Origin of the sequence: Corynebacterium accolens, assembly GCF_023520795.1 — a bacterium.
GTDB lineage: Bacteria > Actinomycetota > Actinomycetes > Mycobacteriales > Mycobacteriaceae > Corynebacterium > Corynebacterium accolens.
On the sequence record NZ_CP046605.1, the window covers coordinates 137,547 to 152,123 of the forward strand.

13 protein-coding genes and 1 pseudogene are annotated in these 14,577 nt (G+C 53.1%); 10 read left to right on the plus strand and 4 right to left on the minus strand.

What is annotated here, in order from left to right; all coding sequences use genetic code 11:
- Positions 1–2 precede the first annotated feature (2 nt).
- The 10 genes and pseudogenes from CACC_RS00650 to CACC_RS00695 all read left to right on the plus strand — a co-directional run bounded on the left by CACC_RS00650 (position 3) and on the right by CACC_RS00695 (position 11,442).
- Positions 3–896 carry an AbfB domain-containing protein gene (locus tag CACC_RS00650; protein ID WP_081445466.1) on the plus strand — a complete coding sequence of 298 codons (894 nt, stop codon included), beginning with the start codon at positions 3–5 and terminating at the stop codon, positions 894–896.
- Between the two features lie 111 nt (positions 897–1,007).
- Positions 1,008–4,859, plus strand: coding sequence for a coiled-coil domain-containing protein (locus tag CACC_RS00655; RefSeq protein WP_035108241.1), 3,852 nt, complete (start codon positions 1,008–1,010; stop codon positions 4,857–4,859).
- A gap of 88 nt (positions 4,860–4,947) precedes the next feature.
- Positions 4,948–5,349: a hypothetical protein gene (locus tag CACC_RS00660; RefSeq protein WP_249852948.1), complete on the plus strand. Its 402-nt coding sequence runs from the start codon at positions 4,948–4,950 to the stop codon at positions 5,347–5,349.
- Positions 5,350–5,454: 105 nt separating this feature from the next.
- Entirely contained in the window at positions 5,455–5,919 is a 465-nt protein-coding gene (locus CACC_RS00665; RefSeq protein ID WP_035108683.1) for a hypothetical protein, read from the plus strand.
- Between the two features lie 307 nt (positions 5,920–6,226).
- On the plus strand, positions 6,227–7,060 hold the full coding sequence (locus tag CACC_RS00670; RefSeq protein ID WP_005276341.1) for a hypothetical protein: 834 nt from the start codon (positions 6,227–6,229) through the stop codon (positions 7,058–7,060).
- Positions 7,061–7,143: 83 nt separating this feature from the next.
- Complete coding sequence (locus CACC_RS00675) at positions 7,144–8,037, plus strand: hypothetical protein (RefSeq protein WP_244262123.1); 894 nt, start codon at positions 7,144–7,146, stop codon at positions 8,035–8,037.
- Between the two features lie 298 nt (positions 8,038–8,335).
- Entirely contained in the window at positions 8,336–8,737 is a 402-nt protein-coding gene (locus CACC_RS00680; protein ID WP_249852949.1) for a hypothetical protein, read from the plus strand.
- A gap of 105 nt (positions 8,738–8,842) precedes the next feature.
- Positions 8,843–9,307, plus strand: coding sequence for a hypothetical protein (locus CACC_RS00685; protein ID WP_035108683.1), 465 nt, complete (start codon positions 8,843–8,845; stop codon positions 9,305–9,307).
- 448 nt (positions 9,308–9,755) lie between these two features.
- A pseudogene (locus CACC_RS00690) lies at positions 9,756–10,951 on the plus strand (IS3 family transposase).
- Between the two features lie 239 nt (positions 10,952–11,190).
- Positions 11,191–11,442, plus strand: coding sequence for a hypothetical protein (locus tag CACC_RS00695; RefSeq protein ID WP_005276355.1), 252 nt, complete (start codon positions 11,191–11,193; stop codon positions 11,440–11,442).
- Positions 11,443–11,463: 21 nt separating this feature from the next.
- Here CACC_RS00695 and CACC_RS00700 read toward each other — a convergent pair whose 3' ends face one another.
- The 4 genes from CACC_RS00700 to CACC_RS00715 are packed head-to-tail and all read right to left on the minus strand — an operon-like array spanning position 11,464 to position 14,531.
- Positions 11,464–12,471: a ThiF family adenylyltransferase gene (locus tag CACC_RS00700; RefSeq protein WP_005276356.1), complete on the minus strand. Its 1,008-nt coding sequence runs from the start codon at positions 12,469–12,471 to the stop codon at positions 11,464–11,466.
- Positions 12,468–12,929 (minus strand): molybdenum cofactor biosynthesis protein MoaE, encoded by a 462-nt coding sequence (locus CACC_RS00705; protein WP_005276358.1) that lies wholly within the window; start codon positions 12,927–12,929, stop codon positions 12,468–12,470. Before CACC_RS00705 ends, CACC_RS00700 begins: the two co-directional genes overlap by 4 nt.
- The gene (locus CACC_RS00710; protein WP_005276359.1) at positions 12,919–13,398 is read right to left on the minus strand and encodes a MogA/MoaB family molybdenum cofactor biosynthesis protein; all 480 of its coding nucleotides are present in this window, start codon (positions 13,396–13,398) and stop codon (positions 12,919–12,921) included. Before CACC_RS00710 ends, CACC_RS00705 begins: the two co-directional genes overlap by 11 nt.
- Positions 13,395–14,531: a molybdopterin molybdotransferase MoeA gene (locus tag CACC_RS00715; protein WP_035108343.1), complete on the minus strand. Its 1,137-nt coding sequence runs from the start codon at positions 14,529–14,531 to the stop codon at positions 13,395–13,397. Before CACC_RS00715 ends, CACC_RS00710 begins: the two co-directional genes overlap by 4 nt.
- Positions 14,532–14,577 lie beyond the last annotated feature (46 nt).

Genomic DNA, 14,577 nt, shown 5'->3' on the forward strand with positions numbered 1-14,577 from the left:
TTGTGAATTCTTTTGTCCAACGCTTATCTATCGGGGTACTTACCTGCCTAGTTTCTGCTGGTCTGGCTACATCTCCTGCACTAGCGGAAACGCCTGTGACCATCACAGCAGGCGACGGTGGCCTCGTTCAAAAAGACTGTGCTACTGGGGCGGAGTATGTGCGTATTGATTCTTCGGAGCTGGAAAATTCTAAAGCGTGCTTTTTCCTTACAAAGCCCACAGGCTGGGTGGCCGTGAACATTACGGGATCGTATGGAGTTGTCAATCGCTTAAAAGTACCGGTTTCAGTGGCCTTTAAATTGCCTGATGGTGATGTGTACTGGCAGCGAGTAGTGGAACCAGGAAAAATCCAAAGCATCGACGTTGGACATAATCGTTCTACTGTTGTTGAAATGCAGGTTACCCCGGTAGCGACCTCAAATGGTGCTGGCACTGGTGACCTTAGCGTGGATACCGCCAACCCGCACGTGATCAGTATGCGTTCTGCTGGCCGATATGCCGGCGGAAAAATACTGCGATTGTCGTGGTCCGGAGTAGAACTATCAAGCATAGATAGGAACTCAGGCTTTAATGATCGCCTCGATGCGTCTTTTAAAGTAGTCCCAGCCCGCGATGGTTCTCAGTGCCTGTCCTTGGAAGCAGCTGCATATCCAGGCGTCTTCTTGACCATGCACTCTAACGGATCGGTAGCTGTTCAAAGCAACCCGAACGCCAAAGGTGCAACGTGGTGTCCTGCAAGTGTGGCAGAAACTCCCACAGGAACTCGCCTTGCTTCGGCACTAAATCAAAATCGTGTTCTCACAGCAAGTGGGACGCAAAAGGTTGCGACCACGACTTCTCGCACGAGTGAATCGGTGTGGTTTATTGACCAGGGCCTTGCCCTACCCGGGAAGTAAACGCAAAACATGTAATAAAAGGGCCGCCACTGTGTATGCCTTTTCAGGCTGCTTTCGCCGTAACGCGTAGCGCCCAATTAATCCATACCTTATAGATAAGAAAGTCCGCACATGCGCTACAAGCATCATCACCCTGCGAAGACAGTGACACATTGCGCTCGAAAAATCATGTCCGTTATCACCGCTGCTGCAGTAGGGCTTAGCCTTTCGTCAGCGCATGCGCTTGCCCAAGCAGATCAACGCGACCTGGGCGCTGAGATTGCTGATGAACAGCAAGCGAGAAACTATGCCATTGAAATGGTGAGCACCAACTTCCCTGCCTCGCAGGCAGCTGCTGAAGAAGTACTTCGGGGCGGGCAAGAAGAATTATCTGCTTATACGAAATCAGGCATGGATGAGGCCCGCACTCAAGATCTTCGCCAAATAGTGGTGACAATCTCTTCACTATCTGAAGAAAACGTTCAAAACGCAGCCAAACAGGCACTTGATGCAGGTGATATCGACAGTCTCAGCAACTTTATCGATACTGGGTGGCAAACAGCCCAAACCGAAGATGATCGTGCCACAGCGTGGAAAGCTACCCAAGCACCAGAAGGAAGTGTCCTTAAAGCAGCAGCCGAACAGGCACTATCTACAGACACTGAAGAAGCCCTAAGCGAGTTTGCAGCTACAGGTGCAGATAAAGCTCGCTGGGATGATAAACGACGCGAAGTCTACGAACTTTCCCGATCCCCACTTCCATCAGTTGCTGCAGGCGCTTCTGAAGCACTGATGACAGATACAGATACAGCAATTGAGTCGTATCTTCGCTATGGGCAGTTTGTTGATGCAGCCCAAGACTCAGAGAAGATGAGTATTACCGAACTGGTCGATACCGCTATCGAAGAGTCCGATAAAGCCCAGCGTGCCGCAAGCTTCGCTGCAACAAACGCTGACCAAGCCAGACGGGCAACAGAGGCATCTCGACAGGCTACTCAAAAAGCAAAAGATGAGGCACTAGCCGCCGATGCAGCACAAGTAAGGGCAGGCAATGCCGCAGCGTCGGCAGGAAAGCTTGCTAACCAGTCTGCCCAAGTAGCCGATAACGCAGTGGCTGCAGCAGCAGAAGCACGACAAGCCTTAGCCCAAACTGCCGATGCTCTAGCTCGTGCAGCCTCTGCTGCTTCTCGGGCACGGATTGCAGCCCAAGAAGCAGCATCCCGTGCTTCTGCGGCAGGCTATGACGCCTCCATGGCATCTCAAGCGCGCCAAGCAGCCGAACAAGCTCGTGATGCTGCACGGGCTGCTGACAAAGCCGCGCAATCTTTTGTCCACGCAGACGCTGCTGCCGGTTTTGCCCGCACCGCCAGTGGTGCCGCAGCCAGCGCTGCAAACAATGCTGATGCGGCAGCAGCCGCTGCATCCGAAGCAGCAGCCGCCGCAGGAGCTGGTGACCAAGCCGCTGCAGAAGCACGAGCAGGTGCCGCACGAGCACGAGCAGCAGCCTCTCGAGCACGCGCAGCCTCTAACGAAGTCGATGGAATCGTCAACCAGATTACCGAACTAGTACGAAAAGCCCGTACAGCTGCTCGACAAGCCGCCGACCACGCAAATAAAAGCGCCCAAGCCGCTGAAGACGCAGCACGAGAAGCCGGCAATGCTTCTGCCGCCGCACAACGAGCCGGTGCTAATGCTCAATCAGCCCAAGAAGCAGCCTTAAAATCTATCGAGGCCATCAACCTTGCCAATGACATCGCTAAACTTTCTCAAGAAGTTGCCACCCAGCGCCAAGAACAAGAAGCCCAATACCTCAAAGACCAAGCAATTCAAGCAAATGAAGATGAGGCCCGTGACGATAAATATAAAAGCGATCAACTAGATAGGCGTAAGAAATTTGAAGCAACGCTAAGGAAGTTGGGGGCGTATTCTGAGCTTGAAGAGTCGGCAGATGGCTTTGGGGCGAGCCTTTCTGAGCCAAGCGATATCAGTGAGCTTCGCGATGCAACGATTGCTGCAGCGATAGTCGGCGGTCCATCCGTATCCGAAGCAGCAAAATTAGCTCTATCAAGCGGGACAGACCAAGATCTTCGGCAGTTTGCTACAAACGGGTATTCTGCCGCGTTAATAGATGATGAGCGAAACCAACTCAGAACGTGGTGGGCAACCGACCCGAACGAGGAGGTTCGCAATGGAGCCGAGGAATGGGTAAATGCAGACGGTGTAGTCGTTCATTGGTTTGCAACCGACGAAGTGAAACGGCTTCGCACCCCTATTCTGCTTGAAAAGGCCTGGGGCCTCAAAGAAAACGCCGGAAAAGCAGTCCAGCAAGCTGCAGACGCAGCTATTTCCGAGGGAACATATGATGCTCTTGATGATTTTGTCAACGGGACCGGCTATTCCAAAGCTCTCCATGAAGATCAACTCCAACAAGCCTACGAATTGGAAAGAACAGGCGGACCGGAACTAAAAGCTGCTGCGGAAGCTGCAATTCTAGGAGACCGAGAAGGGCTCAATGAGTTCATCACCATCGAAGCAGCTCGAAAAAGCGCAAATGATGCCGAAAAGAACACCCATGACCAACAGGTCAACGCGCTGTTAGAGAAAGGCTTCTTTGCAGCTCACCGAGCAGCAGAGGAAGCCGCTAAGGCACAGGAGTCCTACTTTTCCGCCTATGGTGATGCTCGGAAAGCCGCATCATTTGCACAGGAAGCTACGAAATGGTCTGGCCGTGCTCAGCAATCAGCGCAACGAGCACATATGTCTTTGGCATCGGCGCAAGAATCACTGAATTTTGCAAAAGAACAGCAACAACGTTCACATACAGCTGCAAACCAAGCTGAACAAGCTGCAAACCAAGCGTCTGCGAATTCTGATCAAGCACAAAGCTTTGCTTTAGATGCCCACTTATCGGCTAATCAAGCACGATCCTCTGCAGAGCAAGCAAGAGGATCGGCTGCAGCGGCTGGTAAAGATGCTGCAGCCGCTGCGCAGGCTGCAGATTCTGCATACCAAGCAGCAACCGAAAAATGGCAAAACGAACAAGTAGAGCTTCAAGCCGCTTACGAAGCTGGAAAAATTCAAGACGGCGTAAACACAAGTTCACCCGGAATTCTCGAAAGCATAAAGGAAGCGATTGGAAAAGAAGCATTAAATCTTCTTCTTGATTTCATTGGGGTTACCGATGTTATTAACTGCTTCCATGGTGAGATTTCTGGTTGCCTATGGACAGCGGTAAGCCTGCTCCCAGCTTCGAAACTTCTAAAAGCAGGCAAAGCAATACCTGTCCTGCGTAGACTCTTAAGCAAAACTGGCGAAATCCGCCATTTGCTCAGCGCACGACGCGCCGAACGTTCAACCAAGCTTAAAGAACTTCACAACATCCCATCCTGCGGACTCGTTTCCCTCAGCTCATCTACCTCACCCAAAAATCGAGTCCAATTTGCGCTAAATAGTACGAGCTTCCTTGAACGCCTGCGGTTTGAAGAAATTGCAAGCACGAAATGCACTGTTGGTTCAATATCGGGAAGGATCTATCGAGGAGGAAACTACTATCAACTTATGACACGTGCTTGGACCAACCCGCTCCAAGCATTCAGAGTCCAGCGGCACCACATCATTTCCTCTTCCGCGATCAAAAAAGAGAAGGGGTCACTTCCAAAAGGAATGAATCGTAACAATGCTCCCTCAATTCAAATGGACCCAGCAGATCATAAGGAGACTTTGTCCTGGGGAAGCAAGCCTGCAGCAAAGAAATACCAAGAAGAGCAGGCCCAATTAATTCGAGAAGGGAAAATTGATGAAGCATTTCAGCGTGAATATGAAGACATAAAAAGTACTTTTCATGGAAAATATGATCAGGCGCTAGACGAAATGATTGACGACGCTCTAGCCCGCGGTTTCCTAAGTAAAGACTTCCGTATCGGAAACAGCCGAGCGGCAGACAATCTAACAATGAAGCCAAACTACGCTACACTTGTGGCCTAGATTGCAAAGAATAGAGCCCTCGTCTAAGTTGAATCTTCCAAAAGGCAGGGTCAAGAAGATAAACATCTTGCGTCAAGGAGTTGTAGAAATGAAGTTCAATTTTGAGGTCCCTGAACCGTTGCAGCTGTCTGTACCTGTTTCATATTACGAAAATCTTCTGTCTGATTACCGAACCCGAGACATCTCATTTCTCAAAATGGACACTACGGGTCAGTTTTTTGGCAAATGTGAGATAGGGGGAATCGACTATGACGTTGATGGCTATGAGAGCGACGGATTGATTACCTCAGTAGAAATCTTGGACGCGCGGGAGTCAGATAGCTTCCTTGATATCCCACTGTCATTGTCGAGTCGAAAGTTCGTTAAAGCCCTAAAAGATGTGGGGATCGAATTTGAACACGACCGTGACGGCATAACCATTCCCCACGACAATGGGACCATTGCTTTGTCATACCAATTCGGCAAAGTTGTAGCTATTTACTGGGGGTAGCTAACCAATATCAATCACGCGAGTGTGCAGTCTGACTTACGCGACAGCCTAACCGAAGGCCTTGACGTACTAAACAACCGACGAAGAAGGAAGTGCATCGAGAAAATGAATATTGAAGGTACCTGTCCCTTGCCCGTAAAACCTGGAATGACGGTGAACCAGGCTACTAAAGCATGCTATGACTCAGAATTAGGTGCGGATACGTATGAGGAACAGTTTGAAGGCTGGGTTGATATCGAAACACTAGAACCCGGGGATCCTGGCCGCAAGATTGTGTGCTGCGTGGAAGACGGTAAGTGCGTCACCGTTGAAATGAAGTACATGGAGACGCCAATCACGGATACCTTCTATGGCGTTGACCTTAATCGTCGCCCCGCCGAGACCCCACAGGCGAGAACCGAACGAGTCGCACAAGAGCTACAACGCCAAGGAATCCGTACCGAGATAAATGATTTCCTCATCTTATTGCCTGACCACTTAGTCGCTATCGAAACCAACGAGTGCGTTGCCTGGTTTGATCCTGAATATTGGAGTCTTGAGGATTTTCTTGAAACGTCGTTCCTTGCCTAGAGAAAAGTAAACTTTAGATGTTGGCGAACGAGGCGGCCGGAGCATGCTTTAACGGAAAACAATTAGGACAAGCCCCAACTTGGTGACAGTTTCAGTTTCCCGCTTTGTACTGCGGTATACGACTAAGGTCGTTGTGCTCGTAAAGCGGGTAAGGTTCTGACCCCTGTTTGGTGAGTGCCTGATATCCAGACCAGTTGGGCTGAGAAGAAAGATAATCTACTGCCATGTCTGGATACTCCACACATTTTAACCGTGACGCCGACTACTTCCTTGATTCAGAAACGGGTCAGGTCCAAGGGATTTAAAGATGAGTGTGTACCTGCGGCGAGATATTGATTATCTGCTGGCCCCCTATTCTTATGATCAGTTATTTTTGAAGCTGCCTTTTGATTATGCGGTTGAGGCTGCCGCACAGTCACGTGCTTTCTTTACACTTCAGGATGCTGCTAATAGTTACTGGTCACAGCAGTATGTGAACATTGATACCACCGTCGATGATCTTCCCCATGCGCTACGCCTTGGGGTGCACGATCCGCAGTTTCCTCGTCGTTGGGCAGCAGTTTTGGAAACCACGAATCCCGATTGGGTGTGGTTTATCAGCGATGATACGAGCAACAATCACGACTTTTTCGCAACCGTTAGGTATAACGGTTCTATTCCTTTTGTTCCCGGTATGACACAGCTACGTATCGTGGATGAGCCAGATGAACGCAAAATCGTCACAGGATGGAACTACCGCTCAGGCAACAAGTGCCTCATCATCGGCACCTACGATATGGATGCCGCTATCGGCAAACGCGCCCCTGCCGCTGAAATCCGAGGATACGACACTTTTATTGTAGGTATTGGGGAAGGAGAAACCCGGTTCCAGGCTTTTACCGACTGGCCTGACGGCGAAGACTTCGCCTTTCCCGGACTGGAAAGACTCAAAACCAAAAAGGGTCCACTACGCAAGCGGTTTACTACCGATGATCTCTTCGAGTGCGCACAGCTTTTCGGTCTCGATCCCTTCAATAGACAGTTCCTCACTGGGCGTGCAACACTTATCAATAGTGGATACCCTTTGCCTAAAAAGTACGGGCCATGCGCTTTATTTGAACGTCGTGAACACACCTGGGACCGCGAACACGAAGGGAACTAAAGACAATGACGAAGTATTTCTACACCCATTCCATAGCACCGGTATCCCATGCTGTGGCGCTTCTTCGGTTTCCACTATCTACCGTGGTTGAAGAATTTCAGCAGTGGGCATCAGGAATAGAAAGTCGGTATACAAAGCCTTATTTTTATCTTCAAAGCCAGACAATCGAATGTATGGTTCATACGAACAAGGTATCTGCTGGCAGGAACCAGCTTGCAGAGCTACTTAAACCGCAAAACCACATTACACAGTTTGTATTCGTCCCCACCGAGTCAGAATGGACTGCAGTGTTTAGCCCCTGCTGCTTTACCAAAGCGCCAAAGATGCCGTGGATTGGTGAATTTGCCTACCTTTTGGCGCGCAAGAAAGAAATTGAGTCACAAGTTCCTTACTTCATCGAAATTATGCATACGCCGTGGGTAGATACCGACGATGTAGCCTTCTTCCATCGCGCAAGCTATGGAGAAATAGAGTTTATGATGTGCGCGCTTCCCTCCGAATTACCCGATGACCCTTTAGGCCGATTTGATTGCTGCTTCTACAGATCTTTTAGCAGCCACAAACAGTTAAAAGCTGATGGTACGCTGCACCGTTCCATGTCATATCTCGAGGATCAAAGTGAACCTTTTAAGGATTACGGTTTTGATTTTGACTCCCTGCCAAAGGTCACTGAGTTTCCGCAAGAATCGTTTACAAAAGAACACGCGCAGATTATGTGGTCTCAGTTTGGGGAAAAACAGATAGAAGCCATCCTCGCACCACTAGGTGTATCACCATATGATGACGCTTTCTATGGGACGGACGGCTATTTGGCACGTCTAACACCAGCATGCGTTGTCGACCCACACACTAATGAGTTAACAGCAGCTCCCGACTTCGATCCCCCTGCGCGTATCCCGCTAGAAAAATACCAGTTTTTCCAAGGGCTCCACGACGGCCCCCTCCGTTCCTGGTCGTCAACACCTATTGCAGAATAGAAGTCAGACGAAACACAACCTGAGGCATCTCAAAACGGCGCTCCAGACTCCAAACACGCGGAAGCATCGCTGTAACAAGCCCCGAACTTCTTACCGAGCCGAAGGCACAAACGGCTACACCACTACACGGGACTTGACCTCCGTATCGGAAACAGCCGAGCGGCAGACAATCTAACAATGAAGCCAAACTACGCCACGCTTGTGGCCTAGACTGCAAAGAATAGAGCCCTCGTCTAAGTTGAATCTTCCAAAAGGCAGGGTCAAGAAGATAAACATCTTGCGTCAAGGAGTTGTAGAAATGAAGTTCAATTTTGAGGTCCCTGAACCGTTGCAGCTATCTGCACCTGTTTCATATTACGAAAATCTTCTGTCTGATTACCGAACCCGAGACATCTCATTTCTCAAAATGGACACTACGGGTCAGTTTTTTGGCAAATGTGAGATAGGGGGAATCGACTACGACATTAAGGGCTTTGAAAACGCCGGATTGATTACCTCAATAGAAATCTTAGACGCGCGGGAGTCAGATAGCTTCCTTGATATCCCACTGTCATTGTCGAGTCGAAAGTTCGTTAAAGCCCTAAAAGATGTGGGGATCGAATTTGAACACGACCGTGACGGCATAACCATTCCCCACGACAATGGGACCATTGCTTTGTCATACCAATTCGGCAAAGTTGTAGCTATTTACTGGGGGTAGCTAACCAATATCAATCACGCGAGTGTGCAGTCTGACTTACGCGACAGCCTAACCGAAGGCCTTGACGTACTAAACAACCGACGAAGAAGGAAGTGCATCGAGAAAATGAATATTGAAGGTACCTGTCCCTTGCCCGTAAAACCTGGAATGACGGTGAACCAGGCTACTAAAGCATGCTATGACTCAGAATTAGGTGCGGATACGTATGAGGAACAGTTTGAAGGCTGGGTTGATATCGAAACACTAGAACCCGGGGATCCTGGCCGCAAGATTGTGTGCTGCGTGGAAGACGGTAAGTGCGTCACCGTTGAAATGAAGTACATGGAGACGCCAATCACGGATACCTTCTATGGCGTTGACCTTAATCGTCGCCCCGCCGAGACCCCACAGGCGAGAACCGAACGAGTCGCACAAGAGCTACAACGCCAAGGAATCCGTACCGAGATAAATGATTTCCTCATCTTATTGCCTGACCACTTAGTCGCTATCGAAACCAACGAGTGCGTTGCCTGGTTTGATCCTGAATATTGGAGTCTTGAGGATTTTCTTGAAACGTCGTTCCTTGCCTAGAGAAAAGTAAACTTTAGATGTTGGCGAACGAGGCGGCCGGAGCATGCTTTAACGGAAAACAATTAGGACAAGCCCCAACTTGGTGACAGTTTCAGTTTCCCGCTTTGTACTGCGGTATACGACTAAGGTCGTTGCGCTCGTATTGCGAGCAAGGATCTGAACCATGTTAGGTAGCCCTCGAACATCTAGCCCTGTAGGGCTGGAAGGGAATATAAGCTACACCCTATTGTTACGCCGGTGTGCGGCAGAATGTTTCCTGTAAAATAGGGCCGTTCCTAATATTGTTTTACACGTGTCTATCAGGGTTCAGGCCTTATGTTTACAGAAAGTGGTGAGTGTGGTGTTATCGTCTGACGGTTTCCATATTGAAAGTCATGGACCTGACCCCTGTTTGGTGGACACCTGATATCCAGCCCAGTCGGGCTGGGAAGAAAGGTAATCTACCATCATGTCCAGGTATTCCGAACAGTTCAAACGCGATGCCGTGGCCCTCTATAAGGAACAATGAGGATCTCTCGCTGAACTCAGCATTAGCCGAACTCGGCATCAACCGAGCTTCGCTGCATTCTTGGGTCAAAAAGTACGGCACCGGCAAACGTGCCCGCATAAAAGCCGTGCATGATAAAGCCCAGGCAGCGAATGAATCCGAACGCATTCGCCAACTGGAGAAAGAAAACACAAAACTGCGCGAAGAACGTGACATCCTGCGTAAGGCTGCGAAATATTTTGCTTAAAGCAACTCACGGGAGTTCTGCTTCCAGTTTGTCTATGACCACCGAACCGAATACTCGGTTAAGCGGATGTGCCACGTGTTGAAGCTCAATCGCTCCTCGTTTTATAAATGGGTCCACACCCGTGAAAAGCGCAGGTCAAGGATGTATTCTGATGCCCTTATTGGTGCAAAAATCAAGGCCACTTTTGATGATGAGCATGGTCTTTATGGTGCTAAACGCATCGCTGCAAGCCTCAACAGTGATACGGATTTCAGCCCGATAAATCACAAGAAAGTCGCACGAATTATGAAAGCCATGGGGCTTAGAGGCTTTACCAAGCGCCGCCGATGTGTCACTACCAGGCGCAAGCCTGGCCACCGAGTCATGCCGGATTTGCTAGGCCGCAAATTCGCAGCTAACGAGCCGAACCGCGTTTATGTCGGTGATATTACCTACTTGCCATGTAAAGGAGGGAAAAACATGTATTTGGCCACTGTCATTGACACGTATTCACGCAAACTTGCAGGTTATGCACTTGCAGACCACATGCGTGTCTCACTGGTCATCGATGCTCTATCCCATGCGCATGGTGTGCGTGGCAGTCTTGACGGGGCTGTATTCCATTCCGATCACGGCAGCGTGTACACCTCACAAGCGTTTAGAAACTATTGCTCGTCGTTGGGTGTGCGCCAGTCTATGGGAGCGGTAGGAACGAGTGCTGATAGAAGCCCTAGCAGAATCGTTTAACGCCACCTTAAAGCGGGAAGTGCTGCGAGAGCGGAAAGTTTTTGACAATCCGATCGCCTGCCGCCGGGAAGTCTTCCGGTGGTGCATGCGTTATAACACGCGCCGGCGGCACTCCTGGTGCAATCTTGTAGCGCCTGATGTCTTTGAAGCCGAGACTTCAGCTACACTGACCAAAGCAGCATAGCTAGCCCCCGATCTGTCCACTTTCCGGGGGTCAGGCCCTACAGCAAATGTGGAGCTAACAGGACACCGGAAAGCTGCCTAAGTTAACAAGCTTCACGCTTGTTGCTGCGGCATTTCATACCGGGGGATGACGCGCCTAGTGCGGCGCAGACTTAATCTTGGAATGTACAGGGGCAAGTCAGGTGTGGTTGTGATGCCGGCTCTGTCCCAGAGATAAAAATTACTCGACGAAAGGACTCCATGAATACCTCGGAACTTTATGTAGCAGCAGCGGAATCTACTAACCCTAATGACACGTGGTGGTTCCTTGGGTTCCTGCCCATTATTTTGCTCGTCGCGTTCTGGATTGCGGCGGTTATTTCTATTATCGCTTCTGGGTACACGATTGCGGCCAAGGTGCTCTTTATCGCCGCTACCTTTGCCCTTCCCTTCTTGGGACCGCTCATCTGGTTCATCTTTGTTCGCGGCAGGGAAGACAAACAAAGGCGCTAGAAGGGCCATCGCCCGGCTGGGCTAGGACATGCCGTGCTGTTCCAACCACGCGTTGATGCCGCCACGCAGGGAAACCACCTGTGAGTATCCGCGCTCGCGCAATGCGTGGACGGCTTGCGCGGAGCGAATGCCGCTGGCGCAGTAGATAACGGCGGCATCGCTCTGGCCGATATCTGGGTCTTCGCCGGCGAGGATGTGGTCTAGGGGCAGATGCGCTGAATTAGGAATGGCGGCGCGGGCGCGTTCGGCGTCGGTGCGGACATCGATAAGCGGGGCGTGCGCGGGGATCTCGCGGACCTCGGGGGCATCGGCTGGCTGGGTAGGCTGCGCACCGGTGGGGCGGATGGGGATATACTCCCAGGTTCCGGATAGCGCCTCAAAGTAGCCGAGCGTGCCAATAAGCGGGGTGCCCACGCCGGTAATGATCTTCAAAGCCTCCAAGGCCATCGCGGAGCCCACCGTGCCGACGATAGGGCCCAGAACGCCGGCTTGGGAACACGAAGGAACCTCGCCCGGGGCAGGGGCAGTGGGGAAGACATCCTCGTACACAGGGCCCTTGCCGGACCAAAAGACGCTCATCTGCGCATCAAAGCCCAGGATAGAAGCCCAAATGTGGGGAATGCCCAGGCTGTGGGCGGCCCATGAGCACAGGTATCGGGCGTCGAAGTTATCCGTCCCATCGAGGATCAGGTCGCAGCCGCGCAGCTGCTCGAGGGCGGTGGCGGATTCCAAGCGGCCGTGGCAGATGAGCTCCACCTCAGGGTTGAGAGCGTGCACCGCAGCTGCGGCGGACTCCGTTTTTGCGGTGCCAATGGAGGCGGTGGTGTGAATGACCTGCCGGTGGAGGTTGGAGGGGGAGACGAGGTCGTCATCGAAAAGCGAGATGCGGCCTACCCCGGCCCCTGCTAGGTAGAGCAGCGCCGGTGAGCCAAGCCCGCCCGCGCCGATGACCGCGACGTGGGAGTCAGCCAATTTCTGCTGGCCCTTTTCACCCCACAGGGCCTCTTGGCGGGCATAGCGGATGCTCATTCGAGGCCCACCCAGTTGACGGAGCCATCGCCGTGGCTTTGTTCCTTCCAGATGGGAACCTCGGCCTTGACGCGATCGGCGCAGGCCTCCGCGGCGCGGAAGGCATCGCCGCGGTGGGCAGAGGCGGCGACGACGGTAAAGGCCAGATCGCCCACCTGTAGATCGCCAGTGCGGTGGGCTGACCACAAGCGCACGGGGTGTTGGCCTGCTACTTCATCGACGATCTCGCGCAGCTTTTCCGGGGCGCTGGGGTGCGCGGTATAAGTTAGCAGGGTGACATCGGGCCGGCCGCCATCATGATCACGCACGATGCCCTCGAACGTGACCACCGCGCCCATGGCTGAGGTGGTGACCTCAGCTTTGGCGGTGGCAAGGAGGGGCTCGAGGGGCTGCTCGGTCAGCATCGTGCCGACAGTGAGCCCGGTCTGCGCGGCGACATAAGAGGGATCAGTGCTCATGTTTTCCTTCTAACATATCGACGATGTGGACGATTAATTCATCTAGCACGGCGCACCCATCTTTGACCCCGCCTGTAGAACCGGGCAGGGTCATGGCAAAGGTGGTGTCATTGACTCCTGCCACCGCGCGCGAGGCCACCGCGGTGGGGATATTCTCCAGGCCCTTATTCCAAAAGGCCATGGCGATGCCGGGAAGCTCCCGCGTGAGGTGGGGCTGAACGGCATCGACGGTGAGGTCATCCGGGGTCAGGCCGGTTCCGCCGGAGGTGAGGATGACCGCGGGCTTTTCGGCGAAGGCCTGGTCCACCGCTGCGGCGATATCGGCATCGGGAATCACGCGGGCATCAGGGCAGTCGAAGCCCTTGCGGCGCAAGAAATCTACCGCGATGGGGCCCGAGCGATCCTCGTAGACCCCGGCGGCGGCGCGGGTGGAGGCGACCAAAACAATGGCGGTGCGAGCAGAACTCATAGGGGATAGACCTTTACTTCTTCTCCTGCGCTGAGGCTCTTACCAGCAGGAATGCGGATGAGGTGGGTGGCATCGACGGCTTGGGCCAGCAGGTGGGAACTAGCGCCGCCGGTAACCCGGGCCTGCGCACCAGCGTACCCGCGGCGGAATTGATCCTTGTGGGGTAGGCCCTCGATGGCGTGCGCGATTGGTACGCGATATGCCGCGGGCGCCCAGCCCAGGGTGGGGGCGACAAAGAGGCGGAAGCTCACCATGGTGGATATCGGATTGCCGGGCAAGCAGATGACCGGGGTGCCATGGAAACTGGCGATGCCCTGCGGCCCGCCGGGCTGCTGATCCACGTGGCCAAACCAGCCGGTGAGCACCTGCCGGATGACCTCGTATTTACCTGCGGAAATCCCGCCGGAGGTGACGATGGCATCGGGGTGGTAGTCCTGCGTGGCCTCCTCCAGCGCGCGGGTGAGCACCTCTGGATCATCATCGGTGGTGACGTATCCGGCGACCTCGATGCCGGCGCGGTGGGCCATAGCGGAAATCAGCGGCGCATTGGCATCGGGAATAGCAGCAACACCCGTACCAATTTCCGCGCCACCGGTACAGACGAGGATGCGGGCGGGGCGATAAACGCTGACCTCCTCGATGCCCTGGGAGGCCAGCGCGGCCAGGCGCACCGGAGTGAGCTTCTCGCCCTTGGCGGCCAGGAGAACGCCCTGCTGGAGGTCCGTGCCCGTACCGCGGATGAATTGGCCCTCCTCGGTGGCCGGAACTGTAATGGTCTCGCCTGGCTGGAGGAATTCCTGCGGCTGGCATTTTTCAATCGGCACGATGGATGCCGTGCCCTCTGGAACCTTGGCTCCGGTCATGATGGGGCAGGCGGTGTGCAAGGGGCCATCCAGCAGCTCGGTGGGATTCGCGCCGGCGGCGATGGTGGGGCCCACCTCGTACGATCCGGCTGCGGTGGCGGGCAGCGCGTAGCCATCCATCTGGGAATTGCTAAAGCGCGGTGAGGGGAAGGCGGCATAGACATCGGCGGCAAGGACCATCTCCTGTGCCTGCCCTAAGGGCCGGGAGATGACTTGGCGCGGGCCGAGGGCTGCCGCGACCTCGTGTGCGTGGGTTTCGGGAGTGCGCATAGAGCCAAGTTTACCCGCGAGTTCGACACGTTCGAAGCCTGCGGGC